15 protein-coding genes and 1 riboswitch are annotated in these 18,461 nt (G+C 65.6%); of the genes, 10 read left to right on the top strand and 5 right to left on the bottom strand.

The genetic code is table 11. The features are described 5' to 3' along the window. The first annotated feature begins 26 nt into the window (after positions 1 to 26). Positions 27 to 776, top strand: coding sequence for a precorrin-6A synthase (deacetylating) (cobF, locus tag GA0061098_RS01860; protein WP_091952782.1), 750 nt, complete (start codon positions 27 to 29; stop codon positions 774 to 776). 10 nt (positions 777 to 786) lie between these two features. Next, on the top strand, positions 787 to 1,839 hold the full coding sequence (gene cobT / locus GA0061098_RS01855; RefSeq protein ID WP_091952780.1) for a nicotinate-nucleotide--dimethylbenzimidazole phosphoribosyltransferase: 1,053 nt from the start codon (positions 787 to 789) through the stop codon (positions 1,837 to 1,839). Here cobT and GA0061098_RS01850 read toward each other — a convergent pair. Continuing rightward, positions 1,832 to 2,404, bottom strand: coding sequence for a histidine phosphatase family protein (locus GA0061098_RS01850; protein ID WP_165637097.1), 573 nt, complete (start codon positions 2,402 to 2,404; stop codon positions 1,832 to 1,834). The genes cobT and GA0061098_RS01850 overlap by 8 nt on opposite strands. Positions 2,405 to 2,476: 72 nt before the next feature. Beyond that, positions 2,477 to 2,678, top strand: a riboswitch (cobalamin riboswitch). Positions 2,679 to 2,796: 118 nt separating this feature from the next. On the opposite strand from GA0061098_RS01850, the gene GA0061098_RS44685 reads away from it, so the two are divergent. Further along, positions 2,797 to 5,145, top strand: a complete 2,349-nt coding sequence (locus tag GA0061098_RS44685; protein WP_165637096.1) for a TonB-dependent receptor — start codon at positions 2,797 to 2,799, stop codon at positions 5,143 to 5,145. 12 nt (positions 5,146 to 5,157) lie between these two features. Continuing rightward, complete coding sequence (locus GA0061098_RS01835; RefSeq protein WP_091952774.1) at positions 5,158 to 6,579, top strand: PepSY domain-containing protein; 1,422 nt, start codon at positions 5,158 to 5,160, stop codon at positions 6,577 to 6,579. Between the two features lie 50 nt (positions 6,580 to 6,629). Here the strand turns inward: GA0061098_RS01835 and GA0061098_RS01830 are convergent, their stop codons facing one another. The 3 genes from GA0061098_RS01830 to GA0061098_RS01820 form a co-directional block, all read right to left on the bottom strand. Continuing rightward, positions 6,630 to 7,298: a siderophore-interacting protein gene (locus GA0061098_RS01830; RefSeq protein WP_245323137.1), complete on the bottom strand. Its 669-nt coding sequence runs from the start codon at positions 7,296 to 7,298 to the stop codon at positions 6,630 to 6,632. Between the two features lie 122 nt (positions 7,299 to 7,420). Further along, positions 7,421 to 8,113: an O-methyltransferase gene (locus GA0061098_RS01825; RefSeq protein WP_091952770.1), complete on the bottom strand. Its 693-nt coding sequence runs from the start codon at positions 8,111 to 8,113 to the stop codon at positions 7,421 to 7,423. A 107-nt stretch (positions 8,114 to 8,220) separates the two neighbouring features. Further along, entirely contained in the window at positions 8,221 to 9,015 is a 795-nt protein-coding gene (locus tag GA0061098_RS01820) for an AraC family transcriptional regulator (RefSeq protein WP_245323136.1), read from the bottom strand. Positions 9,016 to 9,651: 636 nt separating this feature from the next. Here GA0061098_RS01820 and GA0061098_RS01815 point away from each other — a divergent pair. The 5 genes from GA0061098_RS01815 to GA0061098_RS01795 all read left to right on the top strand — a co-directional run bounded on the left by GA0061098_RS01815 (position 9,652) and on the right by GA0061098_RS01795 (position 16,272). Beyond that, positions 9,652 to 11,661 carry a hydantoinase/oxoprolinase family protein gene (locus GA0061098_RS01815; protein ID WP_091952765.1) on the top strand — a complete coding sequence of 670 codons (2,010 nt, stop codon included), beginning with the start codon at positions 9,652 to 9,654 and terminating at the stop codon, positions 11,659 to 11,661. Further along, complete coding sequence (locus tag GA0061098_RS01810) at positions 11,658 to 13,238, top strand: hydantoinase B/oxoprolinase family protein (RefSeq protein ID WP_165637095.1); 1,581 nt, start codon at positions 11,658 to 11,660, stop codon at positions 13,236 to 13,238. Before GA0061098_RS01815 ends, GA0061098_RS01810 begins: the two co-directional genes overlap by 4 nt. Positions 13,239 to 13,248: 10 nt before the next feature. Beyond that, on the top strand, positions 13,249 to 14,544 hold the full coding sequence (locus tag GA0061098_RS01805) for a class-III pyridoxal-phosphate-dependent aminotransferase (RefSeq protein ID WP_091952760.1): 1,296 nt from the start codon (positions 13,249 to 13,251) through the stop codon (positions 14,542 to 14,544). Between the two features lie 130 nt (positions 14,545 to 14,674). Further along, entirely contained in the window at positions 14,675 to 15,607 is a 933-nt protein-coding gene (locus GA0061098_RS01800) for an N-carbamoyl-D-amino-acid hydrolase (RefSeq protein WP_091952758.1), read from the top strand. Next, positions 15,604 to 16,272: a flavin reductase family protein gene (locus GA0061098_RS01795; protein ID WP_091952755.1), complete on the top strand. Its 669-nt coding sequence runs from the start codon at positions 15,604 to 15,606 to the stop codon at positions 16,270 to 16,272. Before GA0061098_RS01800 ends, GA0061098_RS01795 begins: the two co-directional genes overlap by 4 nt. Here the strand turns inward: GA0061098_RS01795 and GA0061098_RS01790 are convergent. Next, positions 16,269 to 16,931 carry an aspartate/glutamate racemase family protein gene (locus tag GA0061098_RS01790; protein ID WP_091952753.1) on the bottom strand — a complete coding sequence of 221 codons (663 nt, stop codon included), beginning with the start codon at positions 16,929 to 16,931 and terminating at the stop codon, positions 16,269 to 16,271. The genes GA0061098_RS01795 and GA0061098_RS01790 overlap by 4 nt on opposite strands. A gap of 55 nt (positions 16,932 to 16,986) precedes the next feature. Here GA0061098_RS01790 and hydA point away from each other — a divergent pair, with 55 nt between their 5' ends. Further along, the gene (gene hydA / locus GA0061098_RS01785) at positions 16,987 to 18,456 is read left to right on the top strand and encodes a dihydropyrimidinase (protein ID WP_091953888.1); all 1,470 of its coding nucleotides are present in this window, start codon (positions 16,987 to 16,989) and stop codon (positions 18,454 to 18,456) included. The last annotated feature ends 5 nt before the right edge of the window (positions 18,457 to 18,461 follow it).

Raw genomic sequence — 18,461 nt, 5'->3', positions numbered from 1 at the left:
CCGCAGGGCCGCCCGTCGCATTCGCGATGCTCACGCTCTCTTTGATAGGTATCGGTTGCGGCGATCCCGAACAGCTCACGCGCGGCGCTGTTCAAGCGATCAACACCGCTGATCTCGTCCTGATCCCGCGCAAGGGGACGGCGAAGTCCGATCTCGCCGATCTCAGGCGGACGATCTGCGCGGATGTGCTCACCAGCGACAAGACAGCCATCGCTGAGTTCGACCTTCCCGTGCGCGACGTCGCTGAAGCTGACTACCGCAAAGGCGTAGACGATTGGCACGACGCGGTTGCCGCGACCTGGTCGCAGACGATCGCAAACCATCTCGAAGGTGAGGGCAAGGTTGCGCTGCTGATCTGGGGCGATCCCTCGCTCTATGATTCCTCGTTGCGGATTGCGCGGCGGCTTAATCCGTTGCCGACGATCGAAGTCGTGCCCGGCATCACCTCGATCCAGGCGCTGTGCGCGGCCCATGCGCTGCCGCTCAACGACATCGGCGAGCCCTTTCTGGTCACGACCGGGCGGCGTTTGCGTGAAGGCGGCTGGCCGCAAGGTGTCGACACCGTGGTGGTGATGCTCGACGGCGGCACGGCGTTCCAGTCGCTCGATCCGGAAGGCTTGCAGATCTGGTGGGGCGCCTATCTCGGCATGCCCGACCAGATCGTCATGTCCGGCGTGCTCGCCGAGGTTGGCCCGCGCATCGTCGCGGCGCGGCAGGAAACGCGCGAGCGGCACGGCTGGATCATGGACAGCTACATTCTCAAGCGCAGGCCGTAAGCGAGGCAGTATGCTCCCCGAATGGGTCACCCGAAACTGCCCCGACGTCTCCGCCGTCCATCGCGAGGCGGCAATCGCGCGGCAGACGCAGTTGACAAAGCCGACCGGCGCACTCGGCCGGCTGGAGCAGCTCGCGATCGAGCTTGCGGGCCTGCAGGCGACCGAACAGCCGCGTGCCGCGAGGGTGCCGATCATCATCTTCGCCGGCGACCACGGCATCGTCGCGCAGGGCGTCTCGGCCTATCCGCAAGAAGTGACCATCGCGATGATGGCGAATTTTGCCGCCGGCGGCGCCGCGATCTCGGTGCTGGCGCGCGAACTTGGCTCGAGCCTGGACGTCGTCGACGCCGGAACGCTGGCGCAGGACGAGATGGCAGGTATCGTCACCGACAAGCCGCGCCATGGCACGCGCGATTTCAGCGTGGACGCCGCGCTGACGCCTGCGGAGCTGGCGTTCGCCTTCGAGGCTGGCCAGCGCGCGGTTTCACGTGCCGAGGCGGGCAAGCCGGATCTGCTGATCTTCGGCGAGATGGGGATCGGCAACACCACGACGTCGGCGGCGATCGCGGCGAGCCTGCTCGGCATCAGCGCCGAAGAGATCGCGGGGAGCGGCACCGGCGTCGATGCGGCCGGCCGTGCGCACAAGGTCCGTGTGATCGATGCTGCGATCGCGCGTCACGGCGTTGGCGGCGCTTCGCCGGAAAAAATCCTATGCGCCGTTGGCGGCCTGGAGATCGCGGCGATCTCAGGTGCGATCATCGCGGCCGCGCAGCGCCGCATCCCCGTATTGATCGATGGCTTCATCGTATCGGTGGCAGCGCTCGCAGCAGTGCGGCTCAATCCGTCGTGCCAGCCGTTCCTGCTGCCGTCGCATCAATCGGCGGAGCAGGGCCATCGGCTGGTGTTGCGCGCGCTGAACGTGCAGCCGTTGATCAGCCTCGATCTCAGGCTCGGTGAGGGATCGGGTGCTGCCATCGCGCTGCCGCTGGTACGGCTCGCCTGTAGCCTTCACAACGGCATGGCGACGTTCGCGCAGGCCAATGTGCCTGACAGACCTAACTGATCGGCTGATTGACGGAGACGACGCGCCAGCCGCTCGCCAGGCGATCGATCCGGGTCAGCGACAGCGGATCGACCACGAAGCGCAAGGCGGCCTGCGGCGTCAGATCCAGCGCGATGCAGAGCGCGGCGCGGATGGTGCCGGAATGCACGACGAGCGTGGCCGATCCGGCTGCGATCCGCGACAGACCGAGCCGCACGCGCACGACCTGATCCGCAAAGCTTTCGCCGCCCGGCGGCCGTCCGGCAGCCGGATCGCTCCAGAACTGCGCATAGGCGTCGCCGCCGCTCTCGGCGAGCTCGTCGTGCCGGTGGCCGGTCCAGTCGCCGAAATCCTGCTCGCGGAATTCACTGACCAGCTTCGGTTCGAGCCCCAGCGCGCGTGCCGTCTCGACCGTACGCCGCGACGGGCTGGCATAGCCGGCGGCATCCCGCGGCAGACGTCGTCGCACAGCGTCCAATTGCACGCGATCGCCGAGATCGGCCGGCGCGTCGGCGGCATGGATGGTGCCTGTGACGCCCGCGACGGGCGCGTGCCGTATCAGCCAGAGGAAGGTCTCGCCTTCCATGCTCATCTCCAAGGAAGTTGGTCGTTGTGGCCATAACGCCGCAACTGGCACATTGACTCTGTTGTGATGGTAATCCTAGATGCTTGCGACGGTTTCCCCGAGAGGGGATGAAAAGGGAATACGGTGCGGGGACATTGTCCCCAACGCCGTGGCTGCCCCCGCAACTGTGAGCGGATAATCCTTCGTCAGAAGCCACTGGGTCCTCGGTCCCGGGAAGGCGACGAAGCGGTGATGACCCGCAAGCCAGGAGACCTGCCGTCAGCCGTGGTCACACGCGAAGATGTCGGTCGGGGAGTACAGACATTCGGCTTCATCGGACGGCCTGAAGAGCCAAAAGGTGAGACCTCGTTCGCTGTGACGTGCCACTGACGTCATACCGAGGTCCGAAAACCGTGTCTTCCATCCGTATCGTACGACCGCGAAAATTCCTGCTCGCATCCGCTGCGCTTACTTCCTTTGCCGCTCTCGATCTGCCCGCTGCGCTGGCGCAGCAGGCCCGTGAACCCCTGCCGCCGGTCGAGGTGTCGCCGGCCCAATCCCGCAAGCAGGCCAAGCCCGCCGGCCGGGAGGTGCAGAGCACGCGCCGCGCGGCAGCGCGCAGGCCGGCGGCCGCAGCAGCGATGCCCAAGCCCGTCGTGCCGGCTACGGCACCCCCGACGCCGCTCAACAGCAACGCCGTCGCCGAAAGCGCTTCGCGGCTCGGCCTGACGGTGCGCGAGACGCCCGCGACCGTCGAGGTGATCTCCGCCGAGACCATGCGCGAGCAGGGCTATCGCACCGTGTCCGACGTGGCGCAGGGGGCGGTCGGCGTCACCGCTGGCGATAATCCCGCCGAGCCTTCCGCCTTCTCGATGCGCGGCTTCACCAACAGCCAGATCAATACGCTCTACAACGGCATCAAGATCGGCCCGCAGAACATGACCTCGCGGATCATGGACACCGCCAATCTGGAGGCCGTGGAATTCCTGAAGGGCCCGGCCTCGCTGATCTCGGGCGAGGGCGCCGCCGGCGGCGCGATCAATTTTGTGACCAAGCAGCCGCACACGGGAGCGATCCGGAACGAAGCTGATTTCTCCTGGGATTCGCTGAATTCGTTCCGCGCGCATTACGGCTCGGGCGGCAGCACCAACGTCCAAGGCCTCGACTATCGCTTCGACATCAGCCGTTCCGCACTCAACGGCTTTGCCGATGACACCAATACCAAGATGCTCGACATGTCGGGCCAGCTCAACTATCGCATCTCCGACAGTCTCAAGATCTGGGGCGCAATCGAGTATCGCGAAGACCGCTCGAAGGCCTATTGGGGCGCGCCGTTGGTGCCGATCGCCTTCAGCGGCTCGCATGCGACGACGGGGATCGTCTCCGGCAATTACTTCAACAGGACCGACCTGGGCGCGGTCACGATCGACGACCGCACCTTCAACACCAATTACAACGTTCTCGACAATCGCAACGTCGCGCAGGAGGTGTGGCTGCGAGGCGGTTTCGAGCTGAAGCTGGCGCCGGACCTGACGCTGAAGAGTCAGGCCTATGGCTACGGCGCCGAACGCACCTGGTTCAACAACGAGATCGAGGCGTTCGACTCCACGAACAACCAGGTGTATCGCGAGCGCTTCTATGTCGCGCACAGCCAGCGCCTCGTCGGCAACATCACCGATTTGATCTGGGACGCTGATATCGCAGGCTTCGACAATCGCCTGGTCACGACGCTGTCGTCGAGCTATCTCGACTTCGTCAGGCCGGGCGCAGCCAACTTCCCGAACGATTATGTTTCGCTGGTAGATCCCGACCGCGGCTTCTACGGTCTGCTCACGACCAAGCAGCAGACCGCGCGTATCGACAACGAGGCGCTGTCGTTCGAGGACCGACTGAAGCTGACGCGGACCTTCGCGCTGATCGGCGGCCTGCGCGTCGAGCACATCGGGCTGGATCGCAACTCGACGGATACCGCCGGCCTGGTGAACGCGGGCTTCCCGTTCGCGAAAGACTGGGCGCCGGTGACGGGCCGCATCGGCTACACCTGGGAGGTCGTGCCCGGCCTGACCTTCTTCAGCCAGTACGCCACCGGCGCCGACGTCTCCGCGAACACCAGCTTCCTGTTGTTGCCGACCCAACCGCTCGACCTGACGACTTCGCGGACCTACGAGACCGGCGTCAAGCATCTGTTCTGGGACAACAGGGCGGAGTGGTCGTTCTCGGCCTACGACATCGTGCGCAAGAACGTCTATGCCGCGGCCGGCGGCATGGCGCTCAACATCGCCGGGCGACAGGAATCGAAGGGCATCGAGCTCGCCGCTTCGGTCCGTCCGATCGATCCGCTGCGGCTGTGGGGCAACATCGCCTATGTCGATGCCCGCTATGCCGACTACAATTTCGTCGGCGGCTCGTTCTCCGGCAATACGCCGCCGAACGTGCCGCGCATCGTGGCGAATGCCGGCGCGTCGTACCGGTTCTTCACGCCCTGGCCGGTAGAGCTCGGCATCACCGGCCGCCATGTCGGCGATCGCTACAATACCGATGCCAATGTCGTGACGATGAAGGCGTATACCGTCGCCGACGTCTACGCGTTCGTCGACATCCCGAAGACGGTGTTCAATGCGGTCGACCAGGCCCGCCTGACCTTCCGCGTGCGCAACATCACCGATAAGCGCTATGCGGTCTGGGGCGATCCATTCTATCCCGACCAGATCCTCTTGGGCGCGCCGCGGACCTACGAGCTCTCCGCCGCGTTCAAATGGTAGGGCGCTGACCACATGATGAGCGCGATCGTCCTTACGCATCGCTGGCTCGGGATCGCGTTCTGCCTGCTGTTCGCGATGTGGTTCGCGACGGGGATCGTGATGCACTTCGTTCCGTTTCCGTCGCTGACGGAAGCGGAGCGGTTGGCCGGCCTTGCGCCAATGGATCGCGGAGCGGCGAGGATCCCGGTTGCGCAGGCGGTCGCTGCCAGTGGGGTCGCCGACGCCGTGCGCGTCCGGCTGATCCAGCGGAGCGATGCAGCGGTCTACATCGTGTCGGGACCAGCGCATTCGCGCGCGGTCCGCGCCTCCGACGGAGGGGATGCGTCGGTCGCAATTGCCGATACCGCGCTTGCCATCGCGCGGGAGCACGGGCGCAATCGCGGGCTCGATGCCGCGCAGGCCGCGGTCGTTGCGCGTTCGGACCATGATCAGTGGAGCGTGCCGAACGGATACGATCGCCACCGGCCGCTGTTTCGTGTGACCCTCGGCGATGCTGCCGGGACGGAAGTCTATGTCTCCTCGACCACCGGCGAGGTCGTCCTGGACACGAGGCGGCGCGAGCGGGGCTGGAATTGGGCCGGCAGTGTGCTGCACTGGATTTATCCGACGGTCCTGAGAAGCAACTGGTCGCTGTGGGATCGTGTCGTCTGGACACTGTCATTGCTGGCCCTGATCGCGGCGATGCTTGGTGCGGTGCTCGGGATCGCGCGGGTGCAGCTGCGAGGGCGCCGGATGTCCTCGCCCTATCGTGGCTGGCACGCGTTGCACCACGTCATTGGCCTCACGGCAACAATGTTCGTGCTGACGTGGAGTCTGAGCGGCTGGCTCTCCATGGATCACGGCCGGCTGTTCTCGCGGGGGCAATTGACCTCGGCCGAAGCCGGCGTGATGAACGCGTTGCCTGATTGGGCGGCTGCCTCATGGCTCGATCGGCAGCCGATATCGCCCTCGGCCCGGGAGATCGAATGGTTTGCCTTTAATGGCATTGTCTACCGGCGCGACCGGGTGAGCCTTGACCGTCAGGTCTTGATCAAGGCAGAGGACGCGCCCCGCGATGGGCCAAGGGGATTTCTGGATGTGCATGAGATCCAGAATCTGGTGGCGCGGCTCGCCGCCGGCTGCGGCGCGCCGTCCGTTCTTGCTGGCAACGACGACTACCCCGCGCAATCGGCTATTCCGGGTGCGCCCGTCTACCGCTCGCGCTGCGGCGACCTCTGGTTCGATATCGACGGTGTCGAGGGCAGTGTGCTGCAAAGGCTGGATGCCTCGCGGCGGGCCTACCGCTGGTTCTACAGCGCGCTCCACACGCTCGATTTTCCGGTCCTGCTGACGCATCCACGTCTGCGCGATACCCTGATCGTCGGACTGTGTGCGTTGGGACTGGCGTTCTCCGTCACCGGGATCGCGATTGGCTGGCGGCGTCTGCGGTCCTGACCGAGACCGGCGTGTCCTGACCAACGGCCGGCGGTTACATCGGCTCTTCTCTAGTCCAGGCCGGTCTTGCCCGGTGCCCAATAGGCTTTTGCCCTGATCCGCGATGACGCGACGCCGGCGGTCTTCAAGGCGCGGCCGATGCGCTGGATCGAGGATGCCTTGCCGGTCAGGACGAACTGTGCGCCGTTTTCGGCAAGGCGGAGCAACTCGGATTCTGCGGTTGCAAGATGGGTATCATCGGCGCTGCGTGCGATTAATCTGGCCTGTCCGAGGTCGATGGAGTCCAGTACCAGTCTCGACTCCGCGATATCAGTGGCCTCGAACACGTGGAGCGCTCCGCCAGCCCGCAGGCTGTCGCGCAACGCCGCTGCAAGGCCGAACGAGGTTTCATCGCCGAACAAGACGATGGGCGCTCCGAGGTCGGCGAGGTCGAACGAGCGGCGTGGACCAAAGAACTGGCAGGTGTCACCTTCGCGCAAGCCGCTGGCCCAGCGGCTGCCGGGGCCATCGCCATGGGCAAAGGCGAGCAGCCGCGTTCTGCCGTTGCGAGCGTCCCACGACATCGGCGTATAGGTGCGCGCGCTCAGGCCCGAGCCCATCGCGACCTGGATCTTCTCGCCGGCCGTCCAGGCGACGTTCTCGAGCGCTTCGCCTTCGAGCTCGACGAGCCGGAAACGCGCCGAGAGCGTCCTGACGCCTGCAACGTGTGCAGGACGCATCAGCCATCGCAGCAACATCCGTGTGAGCCGTCCCTGCGGTGCCCGCGATGGCTCGGACGTTTGTGGCTCGTGAGCGGGCTCGTTCAAGTTTGGCTCCATCACAGGGTTCACCTCCGTGCCGATCATCTGGTCTTGATCGTGAATTCGTTGCCACGTCCCGGCTCGAACGGCAGCGATAGTGAGAGGTAACCGTTCTCGGGATCGCGCACGTAGTCGATATAACCCGAGGCTTCTTCGAGCGCGTTCTCGCCGACGATGAGCGCGCCGCGCTTCAGGTGCGGCTCCAGCAGCCTGAGAATAGGAAGATAGAGAGTGAAAGCGCCATCGAGCATCACCATGTCGATCTCGGCGCCAAGGCCGGAGCTGAGCGTTTCGCGCGCATCGCCGTGCCTGAACTCGACGAGGTCGGCGAGCCCCGCGGCGGCGACGTTCGCCCGTGCCCGCTCGATCTTGCCGGGTTCGAGATCGGTCCCGATCAGGCGGCCGCCGCCGATGTCGCGCAGGCCCGCCGCCATGTAGATCGCGGAAATCCCCATCGAGGAGCCGAACTCGACGATACGCTTTGCCTTGCAGACACGGACGCACATGTAGAGGAAGCGTCCGAACCGTGGAGAGACGCTCAGGAAATTATCCGCGAGTCCGCGATAGACTTCGTTCAGATCGCGGCTCTCGGCTGCGATGGCCTTGCTGATGATCTCATCGCGGCTCTTCGCTTCATTCGCGAAGGTTTGCATCAGTTGCCCGTCGGCAATCTCCGCTTCCTGGTGAAGGCGATGGAGGACGTCGGCGATGACGCCCTTGCTGAGTGAATCCATGTCGGTCGGCTCCTTGCCAATGCGCCCGCCTGGCGCTTCGGAGCCTGGATACGAAATGGTCCCTCAGACCGCATTCCGCGAACGGGACAATCGATTGCGAATTCCGGTCAGTGTGCGCCGATGCGGCGTTCGGCCAGATATCGCGCCGGCGGCTTGCCCAGCGCCTTGCGGAACATAGTGACGAAGGCGCTGGCCCCCTCATAGCCGAGATCGAGCGCCACCGCTTGAACCGATGCGCCCTGGTCGAGGCGCTGAAGCGCGATCAGGATGTGGAGCTGCTGGCGCCAGCGGCCGAAGCTCATGCCGGTCTCGCGTTGCAGGATGCGGGTGAGGGTGCGCGGGGCGACGGCCATGCGCCGGCTCCAATCCTCAATCGTCGCGCGATCGGAAGGATCAGTCATCATCGCGCTGGCGATACGGCGCAGCCTGGCATCGGCCGGCATGGGGAAGCGCAGCTCTTCGGCGGGAGCCAGCGAGAGCTGGTCGAGCAGCACCGCGGCGATCCTGCCGTCGGCGCCGTCGGGATCGTACATGACCGGCATGTGGGTGGCGTGCACCAGCAAACGCTCGAGCAAGGGCGAGATCGTCAGCGCGCAGCATTGCCGCGGAAGCGCCGGCACCGCGTCCGGTTCGACGAACAGGCAATGCATCTCGACGTCGCCGGCGACGCTGACGCTGTGCGGAACATGCCCGGGAATCCACACCGCACAGCGCGGCGGGACGATCCAGACGCCGTGTCCGGCCTCCAGCTTGACGAGGCCGCGCATGGTCAGGACGAGCTCGTCCTTGCGATGCTCGTGCATGGCCAGCTCCATGCCCTTGGTGACCATGTGGCCCCCGAAAGCGGCGACGGCGCGCGGCACGGTTTCAGGGTCGAAATCCCCGAGATCATCGGGGTTCATATGGTCGTCGTTGAGCCGGAAGAAGGGCATGGTGGGCGAAGGTGGATCCGAATTTGACTGGCTGGTTCAGGCAATATCTGGCCCGTGATCGCGACTTTCAACGCAGGACGTCCGAATCTCGATGGTTTCTAACGAGCTCGTCCCAACGGATGGCTGTGCTGTCGCCCATCGATCGGACCGGACGATATCCTCGCTTACTGACCGTACAATAAAGAAAGGCTGAGCCGCCTGCCGTGCATAGCTCATGGGCATCCGAACCTCGCGCAGCGCCGTTCGATCGCCTGCAAATTAGACAGATGATTTGGACGTTGGGATTGCAGTGCAACGGACGTGACGGTTTGCGCCGAAAAATCCGTGGTGCGATGCACTCTGCTGGCGTCCAGCAGTCGACATCTGCATGCTCTCCGCGCGGGCACAGCTGCACCAAAACGTGCAACCGAACTTGCGGCTCGCAGCGCGGCCCGGTGATTTGCGACAACTCTGGCTCTATCCCGACCTGACCGCTCTGTCGCACACTCGCGGACAATGGCAAGACAAGGGATGCATGATGAGCGCTCTCGGTTGGGCATTGGATGTCGCGATGGACGGTAACAGCCCGACGTCCGGTTCGGACCTCATCTGTCGCTGTCCCCGCACATGAGTTCCTCCGAAAATCACTGGGAGGTCGGCACCGATATCGGCGGCACCTTCACCGATATCATCGCGATCCGGCGCGATTCCGCCGAGGCGCGAATTGCGAAGGTGCCGTCGCGCCCCGCCGCTCCGGTTCAGGCGATGCTGGAGGCGATCGAGGCGGTGGGCCTGCGCAGAAGCGAGGTCAAGCGCTTCGTCCACGGCACCACGCGCGTGACCAACGCCATCGTCGAGGGTCGGTTGCCGAAGGTGGCGCTGGTCGCGACCGAGGGATTTGCCGATGTGCTCGAGATTGCGCGTTATCGCCGCCGCGATCTCTACCGTCTCGACGTTCCGCCGAAATCGCCGCCGCTCGTGCTGCCTGAGCGCTGCTTCGGGCTCGCCGAGCGCCTCGATCACGAGGGACGCGTGCTGAAGCCGCTGGAACAAGCGGAGATCGAGCGCCTGGTGGCCTGGCTGAAGGAGACCGGCGTTCAGAGCGTCGCGGTGGCTCTGCTTCACGCCTATGCCAATCCCGTGCACGAAAAAATGCTCGGCGAGCGCCTCAAGGACGTCGTCGCCCATGTCTCGCTGTCGCATGAGGTCAACCCCGAGGCACGCGAATATGAGCGGACCTCGGCAACCGTGTTCAACGCGGCTGCGATGCCGATTGCGGTGGAATATCTGAGCGAGCTGGAGCAGCGGCTGCCGATTGGCCCCGGCCTGCAGGTGTTCCATTCCGCCGGCGCCATGATCCCGATCTCCGCGGTGAAGCGCCGCCCGCTCGTGATGGCGATGTCGGGCCCGGCCGCCGGCGTCTCGGCGTCGGTTAGCATCGCGCGCCAGCTCGGCACGCCGCGCATGCTGACCTTCGACATGGGCGGCACCACGACGGATGTGTGCCTGATCGTCGACGGCCAGGCCGAGATGACCGACGGCCGCATGCTCGGCGACAAGCCGCTGCGCCAGCCGATGCTCGCGGTTCACTCGATCGGGGCGGGCGGCGGATCGATCGTGCGCAACGGCCCGGGTGGCCTGACTGTCGGGCCGGAGAGTGCCGGTTCCGAGCCGGGTCCGGCCTGCTACAGCCGCGGCGGCACCGAGCCAACCATCACCGACGCCAACGCCGTGCTCGGCTATCTCAATCCCGAAACGAAGCTTGGCGACCGCATCGGCATCGACATCGAGGCCGCCAAGCGCGTCATCGCGCCGATCGCGGGGGCGTTGGGGTTGAGCCTGACCGAAACGGCGCTCGGCATCATCAAGGTCGCCAACGCGACGATGGCCCGCGCGCTGCGCCGCGTCACGGTCGAGCGCGGCATCGACGGGCGCGACTGCACGCTGCTCGCCTTCGGCGGCGGCGGCCCCATGCATGCCGCAGGACTCGCCGATCTCTATGGGATTGCGCAGGTCGTCGTGCCCAGCGCATCGAGCGCGTTCTCGGCGCTGGGGTGCCTCACCGCCGATTTCAGCTTCCTGCAGCAGCAGACTTTGCGCGCCGGTCTCGACGGCATCGATCTCGTACGCGTATCGGAGCGCATTGGAGCGTTGATCGACGATGCTTCGGCGCCGCTGATCGCCAACGGTGTCGCACAGGCGGAGATCGAGATCGAGCTGGTGGCGCTGATGCGTTACGCGGCGCAGAATGACGCCATTCCAGTCCCGCTCGCACTGCCGCTCGACGTGATCAGGCTCAAGAAGGATTTTCTGGCGCGGCATCACGAACTCTTCGGCTATGCGACGAGCGAGCCCTGCGTCATCGAATCTGTGCGGGTACAGGCGCGCCGGCCGTCGACAACAGTGGTGAGCCGGCCGGCGACGGCGGCGAGGGCGATGTCGTCAGGCACGCGCCTCTGCTCGTTCGACGGCTTCCACGACATCGCGACAGGGATCATCGACCGCGCCTCGCTGGCCGACACCGTCCGCGGCCCGGCGATCATCGAAGACGCCTGGTCGACTGTGGTGGTGCCGCCGGGCTGGCAGGCGAGGCCGGACGTTTCAGGCAATCTGTTCCTGACGCGGAGGGCAACATGAAGCTCGATCCGTTCGTCGTCGAGGTTATCAGGCACGGGCTCTCCGCGGCAGCCGAGGAGATGAGCCTGGTGATGACGCGCTCGGCGCGCTCGCCGCTGCTGCGCGAGGCCGGCGATTTGTCATCTGCGATCACGGACGGTCGTGGCGGCCTGGTCGGGCAGGGCCGCGACATCCCGATCCACCTTGGCGCGATGGCTTACACGGTCCCCGAATTGCTGAAGGTGGTGCCGCGCGACAGCCTGAACGACGGTGACGTGCTGATCTACAATGTCGGCGCGCTCGGCGGCAATCATCTCAACGACGTCAAGGTCGTCCGCCCCGTCTTCGTCGACGGCGAGATCGTGGCCTTCGCGGTCAGCCTCGCGCACTGGCCCGATATCGGCGGCACCTGGCCCGGCAGCTATTTTGCCAAGGCGATCGACACGTTCCAGGAGGCGATGCGCATTCCGCCGGTGCTGATCGCGACCGCGGCCGGCGTCAACGCGCCGATCGTGCAATTGCTCAAGGCCAATGTTCGGGACGCCGAATCCTGTGAGGGTGATCTGCTAGCGCAGATCGCGGCGACAAAGGCCGGCGAGCGGCGCATCGTCGATCTCTGCCGCGAGCACGGCAAGGCGGTATTCACCGCGACGCAGTCGCGCCTGCACGATCTCTCCGAAATCGAGATGCGCGAGGCGTTGCGCGCCTTGCCGGATGGCGTCTACGAAGGTGAGGACCATCTCGACGACGGCAGCGTGAACGACGCGCCCGCGCGTATCCACGTCAGGATTACCATTGCCGGTGACGAGGCGACCTTCGACCTTTCGGGGAGCTGTGACCGCGTCTCGAATTTCTGCAACACGACGCCGTTCATGGCGCGGTCGGCCGTCGCCTATGCCGCGCGCATCATGAGCGGGCGCGACATGCAGCAGAACGCGGGCGCGCTCCGTCCCCTGACCATCATCACCCGCCCGGGATCGATCCTGGAGCCGGGTTGGTCGGCCTCCGTCGCCGCCGGCAACCACGAGACGTCGATGCGCATCGTCGATGCGATCTTTCGCGCCATGCAAGACACCATTCCGGAGCGATTGTCGGCGGGCGGCGCGACCACCGCGGGCGTCCTGTTCTTTGCGCAGCCGCGGCAGGACGGTTCCTGGAAGATGCTCTATGAGGTCCACGGCGGCGGCGAAGGCGCGCGTCATGATCGGGCCGGCATCTCGGCAACCCGGGTGCATCTGTCGAACACCTCGAACACGCCGGTTGAGGTGATCGAGGCGAACTACGCGATCCGCCTCGAGCAGCAGGCCATCCGCCGGCAATCCGGCGGCGCCGGCGCCCATCGCGGCGGCGATGGCGTCGTGCGCGCTTACCGCATTCTGGCTCCGTCGATGCATCTGACCACCTGCATCGAGCGCATGGTGATTCCGCCGTTCGGCATGCAGGGCGGTGAACCCGGCAAGGCCTGTCGCATCTCGCTTGTCAGGCAGGGCGCAAGCGTCGCGATCGACGGCAAATCTAACCTCGTGCTGCAGCACGGCGATCTCGTCACCGTCGAGACTTGCGGCGGCGGCGGCTACGGCGCTGAAGCTGCGGAGTGAAGGGATTGCGATGAGCAAATTGTTGCGAACCGGGCTGAACGCGGGCGACAGCGCGCCCATGGCCGTGGTCGGCGGCGAGGGCGTCTATTTTCATCTTGCGGACGGCCGCAAGCTCATCGACGGCAGCAACACCGGTGGCGGTCTCGGTCACCGTCATCCCGCGATGGTGGAAGCGATCCGCCGCGCGGCGGATACGCCCGTCGTCAACGAGGGCTGGACCTGGGTCGGCCGCGAGCAGGCCGCCGACGATTTGATGGCGACGGCGTTCGGCGGCGAGGAGGATTGGGTCGGCGCAGTGCGCTTTTGCATCAGCGGCAGCGAGGCCAACGATATGGCGCTGTCGCTCTGCCAGGCCTTGACGCAGCGCTCGGCGCTGGCAACACGCGAGCGTGCCTATCACGGCATCACGGGCCTGTCGCGCAGCATGACCGTGCAGCCGCAATGGCACGGTGGCCTTGCGGTGCACTCAGGCGGCTCCAGGCTGCCGGCGCCGATGGCGCCGGTGCGAATCCTGCCGGCGCCGGATGGCGCGATCTACGGTGGGCCGGCCAACAACAAGCCGCCGCGCGAATATCTGGCCGACGCCACGCGTCTGCTGTCGGATACCGCGGCAACGATCATCGACTACACCCAGGGCGGCATCTATTACGACGGCGCCTATCAGGACGAAGTGGCGCGCTGTGCGCGACAGGCCGGCTCATACTGGATCGCCGACGAGGTCGTCACCGGCGCGGGCCGGGCCGGGCGCTGGTTCGCGTTTCAGGGCGCCGAAAGTCGCCCCGATATCGTGACGCTCGGAAAGTCACTCGGCGGCGGCGCGGCCGCGGTGGCGGCGGTCGTGGTGTCGAAAGAGATCGTCGAGCGATTGAAAGGCACGAGCTGGCAAAACTACGGCACCTTGCGCGGCCATCCGATCAGCATGGCTGCGGTCAGCGCCTACCTGAAGGTCATCAGCGAAGAGAAGATTCTCGAGCATGTGAAGAGCCTCGAAAAGCTGTTCAGCCGCCGCCTGCTCGCGATCGCGCAGAAACATCCCAGCGTGCAGCGCGTAGCGGGGCAGGGGCTGCACTGGACGGTGGAGCTGCACGGACCGGACTGGCGCTCCTGGCACGCCGACACCACCGAAGTGCCGATCGCCTCGCGCGTCGCGACGCGGGCGCTGGAAGCCGGCGCGGTGATCGGAACCAGCGGCGAGCAGGTTTCGCTGTTCCTGGCACCGCCGCTCGTCATTTCGGAGAACGAGGCCGACCGGCTTCTGGACGCGCTCGATCATGGCCTGGATGTTGCCGACGAGGAGCACCGATGAGCGCCGATCACGCCACAAAAACTGTCCAGCCCATGCGGCTGGAAACCTTCGGCGGTGCCGCGTTATGCTGCACGCGCCGGCAATTCGTTGAAGCTTTCACTTCCTCCAAGAGATCACCGGGAAATCGCTGATGCGTATCGTCAATGTTGCCGCCGCCCAGATGGGCCCGATCCAGAAGGCCGATAGTCGCGAGGCCGTAGTCAAGCGCATGATCGCGCTGATGGACGACGCCAAGAGCAAGGGCGCCGATTTGATCGTCTATCCGGAACTGGCGCTGACGACATTCTTTCCGCGCTGGTACGCGGAGGACCGCGCCGAGTTCGACATCTGGTTCGAGCGCGAGATGCCGAACGCGGCGACGAAGCCGCTGTTCGAGCGCGCGGCGCAGCACCAGATGGCGATGAACTTCGGCTATGCGGAGCTGACGCCGGACGGCCATCATTTCAACACCGCTATTCTGACCGATAAGTCCGGCAAGATCGTCGGCAAATATCGCAAGGTCCATCTGCCGGGCCATGTGGACTACGACACCAAGCGCTCGCACCAGCATCTGGAGAAACGCTATTTCGAGCCCGGCGATCTCGGCTTCAACGTCTGGCGCGAGCTGGGCGGCATCATCGGCATGGCCATCTGCAACGACCGGCGCTGGCCCGAGACCTATCGCGTGATGGGCCTGCAGGGCGTCGAGATGGTGCTGATCGGCTACAACACGCCCTCCGTCAATGCGGAGCGAAGCGAGGAGGGCGTCGAGAAGCGCCTGTTTCACAACCGCCTTTCCGTGCAGGCCGGCGCCTATCAGAATTCGACCTGGGTCGTCGCGGTGGCCAAGGCCGGCAATGAGGATGGCCATCCGCTGTTCGGCGGCAGCCTGATCGTCGATCCCAACGGCGAGATCGTCGCGGAAGCCAGGACCGAGGACGACGAGCTTCTGGTCCATTCCTGCGATCTCGACGCCACAAATTTCGGCAAGACCACGATCTTCAATTTCTCGCAGCATCGCCGGATCGAGCATTACGGCCTGATCACCAGCCAAACCGGCGCGGTGCCGCCGCCGGAGAAATGACGCCGATGTCGGATCATGGCATTTCCTTGCGCGAGCTTGATCCGCGCGATCGCTACAAGCTGCTCTGCGGCGTGATCGTGCCGCGGCCGATCGCGCTGGTGACGACACTGGACGAGAACGGGGCGGTCAATGCGGCCCCGTTCAGCTTCTTCAACGTGTTCTCCGAGAGCCCCGCGCTGATCGTGCTCGGTCTTCAGCACAGGCCGGATCACAGCCCGAAGGACACCACCCGCAACATCCATCGCGACGGCGAGTTCGTCGTGCACATGGTGGATGAGGCGCTGTCGGTGACGATGAACGACTGCGCGGTCGATTTCCCCTCCGGCGACAGCGAGGTCGCCGCGACCGGGCTCGCAACGCTTCCCTCCGTCGATGTGAAAGTGCCGCGCCTCGCCGCCGCACCCTTCGCGCTCGAATGCCGGCGCCACGTGGTGCTCACCTTCTCGCCCGATCGCGAATTGCTGGTCGGCGAGGTACTCAGGGTTCACGCCCGCGAGGGCCTTGTGGATGAGGCCAACATGTATGTCGATCTCGACGCCTACCGGCCGATCGGCCGCATGTTCGGCAATCTCTACACCACCCAGCGGGATGTTTTTTCGCTGACGCGCGAGAGCCACGCGCAATGGCGCGCGCGGCAGGACGCCAAAGAGCTGAAGGACGCCTAGTGAGCCGAGAACTGCACCGTACCCAGCGCCATGGTGACGGCCGCCTGTGTTGGGTCGATCACGGGGATACCGAGCGCGTCTTCGAGCGGGCGGCGGTGCCGCGCCATGCCGGCGCAGCCCATCACGATGGCGCGGGCGCCGTCCTGGTCGCGCAGCGCGCGGCCGATTTCGATCATCTTCGCCACCGTGCCTTCGCCCGAAGCGGTCTCCGCGACGCTCATGTTGAGCGGCCGCTCGCCGGCGAGGCGGTCGGTCAGGCCCATCTGCCTGAGATAGCGCATGTGACGCGGGATCGAGCGCTGCGCGATGGCGATGACGCCAAAGGTCTCGGCGCGGGCGAGCGCCATCAGCACGCCGCACTCGGCAATGCCGAACACGGGCCGTTCGGTGCCTTCGCGGCAGACCTGAAGGCCGGGATCGCTGTAGCAGGCGATGACGAAGGCAGCCGAGCTGTTGTCACCTTCCACCAGCCGTCGCAGCGGCATCGCGACGCTGTCGACGTCCGCCTGGCTTTCGATGCCGAAGGGACCTTCGGCCAGCGTCTGGCAGACGACTTCCGGCCCGCCCTCGAAACCGAGCGGCTTCAACGCATCCTCCAGCCCTTGCGTGACCGCAGGGTTGGAGTTCGGATTGATGACGAGAATGCGCGGCCGGGACATGATGGTCTTCCTGCGGAATGGAGATCATTTGCCCAAGCCTATCACGGAGTGCCTCATGACTGAACCCACTTACGATCTGATCATCCGCGGCGGACGCGTCGCCACCACCACAGACGTGTTCGAGGCCGACGTCGCCATATCAGGCGAGACCATCGCCGCGATCGGCCGCGGGCTTCCGGCGGCCAGGCGCGAGATCGACGCGCGAGGCAGGCTGGTGCTGCCTGGCGGCGTCGACAGCCACGCCCATATCGAGCAGCTGTCGGCCGCCGGCATCATGAACGCCGATACGTTCGAGAGCGCGACGGTCTCTGCCGCTTTCGGCGGCACCACGACGGTGATCCCGTTCGCCGCCCAGCATGTCGGCATGAAATTGCCGCAGGTGGTGGAGGATTATCATGCGCTGGCGAAGAAGGGCGCCGTGATCGACTACGCCTTTCACATGATCATTGCGGACGCGACCAAGGAGACGGTCGAGGAGCACATTCCCGCGCTGGTGAAGCAGGGCCACGCCTCGATCAAGATCTTCATGACCTATGACCGGCTCAAGGTCGACGACGAGCCGCTGCTCGACATCCTGCTGGCCGCGCGCCAGTCCGGCGCGATGCTGTGCGCGCATGCCGAGAACCACGGCATCATCGCATGGATGGTGAAGCGGCTGCTCGCGCGCGGCTACACCATGCCGAAGTACCACGCCGTCAGTCATGCCCGTGTGTCGGAAGCGGAAGCCTTCACCCGGCTGATCGGCATGGCTGCGCTGATCGACCAGCCGATTATGATCTTCCACGTCTCGACCGCCGAAGGCGCCAAGGTGATCCGCGACTCCCGCGGGCAGGGGCTGAAGGTGTTCGCCGAGACCTGTCCGCAATATCTGTTCCTCACCGCCGCCGATCTCGACAAGCCCGGCGCCGAAGGCGCCAAATGGATGTGCAGCCCGCCGCCGCGCACGCATGCGGATCAGGAGGCGCTGTGGCAGGCACTGTCGCTCGGCGATCTCCAGACCATCTCGTCGGATCATGCGCCGTATCGCTTTGACGAGACCGGCAAGCTGCGCGCTGGACCCAATCCGAATTTCAAGCAGGTCGCGAACGGCCTGCCGGGGCTGGAGCTGCGGCTGCCGCTGCTGTTCGACGCGATGGTGTCGAAGGGGCGGCTTGGCCTGGAAAAGTTCGTCGAGCTGACGTCGACCGCGCCGGCAAAGATCTACAATCTGCATCCGCGCAAGGGCTCGATCGCGGTCGGTGCCGATGCCGATATCGCGATCTGGGATCCCAACCGCGAGGTCACGATCGCGGACGAGATGATGCACGATCTCACGGGCTACACGCCGTTCGCGGGTCGCAAGCTGAAGGGCTGGCCGGTGTCGGTGCTGTCGCGGGGCCGAGTCATCATCGACGGCAACAAGTGCCTCGCCGATGCCGGCAGCGGAAAATTCCTGGCACGCAGCGGCGGGGAGGCGGCGAAGCCCACCGGCCGTCTCGTCGCCGACATGGACCCGGAATGGAACTTTGGAGCGAAACTGCTGTGATCGCG

Source organism: Bradyrhizobium shewense (genome assembly GCF_900094605.1).
Lineage (GTDB): Bacteria > Pseudomonadota > Alphaproteobacteria > Rhizobiales > Xanthobacteraceae > Bradyrhizobium > Bradyrhizobium shewense.
The sequence above is the reverse complement of the archived record's forward strand: the minus strand, read 5'-3'. Positions and strand labels throughout refer to the sequence as shown.

Coding starts and splice junctions, on each gene's coding strand:
- cobF (WP_091952782.1), top strand. CDS start 27: ATGCTCACGCTCTCTTTGATAGGTATCGGTTGCGGCGATCCCGAACAG.
- cobT (WP_091952780.1), top strand. CDS start 787: ATGCTCCCCGAATGGGTCACCCGAAACTGCCCCGACGTCTCCGCCGTC.
- GA0061098_RS01850 (WP_165637097.1), bottom strand. CDS start 2,404: ATGGAAGGCGAGACCTTCCTCTGGCTGATACGGCACGCGCCCGTCGCG.
- GA0061098_RS01835 (WP_091952774.1), top strand. CDS start 5,158: ATGATGAGCGCGATCGTCCTTACGCATCGCTGGCTCGGGATCGCGTTC.
- GA0061098_RS01830 (WP_245323137.1), bottom strand. CDS start 7,298: ATGCGTCCTGCACACGTTGCAGGCGTCAGGACGCTCTCGGCGCGTTTC.
- GA0061098_RS01825 (WP_091952770.1), bottom strand. CDS start 8,113: ATGGATTCACTCAGCAAGGGCGTCATCGCCGACGTCCTCCATCGCCTT.
- GA0061098_RS01820 (WP_245323136.1), bottom strand. CDS start 9,015: ATGAACCCCGATGATCTCGGGGATTTCGACCCTGAAACCGTGCCGCGC.
- GA0061098_RS01815 (WP_091952765.1), top strand. CDS start 9,652: ATGAGTTCCTCCGAAAATCACTGGGAGGTCGGCACCGATATCGGCGGC.
- GA0061098_RS01810 (WP_165637095.1), top strand. CDS start 11,658: ATGAAGCTCGATCCGTTCGTCGTCGAGGTTATCAGGCACGGGCTCTCC.
- GA0061098_RS01805 (WP_091952760.1), top strand. CDS start 13,249: ATGAGCAAATTGTTGCGAACCGGGCTGAACGCGGGCGACAGCGCGCCC.
- GA0061098_RS01800 (WP_091952758.1), top strand. CDS start 14,675: ATGCGTATCGTCAATGTTGCCGCCGCCCAGATGGGCCCGATCCAGAAG.
- GA0061098_RS01795 (WP_091952755.1), top strand. CDS start 15,604: ATGACGCCGATGTCGGATCATGGCATTTCCTTGCGCGAGCTTGATCCG.
- GA0061098_RS01790 (WP_091952753.1), bottom strand. CDS start 16,931: ATGTCCCGGCCGCGCATTCTCGTCATCAATCCGAACTCCAACCCTGCG.
- hydA (WP_091953888.1), top strand. CDS start 16,987: ATGACTGAACCCACTTACGATCTGATCATCCGCGGCGGACGCGTCGCC.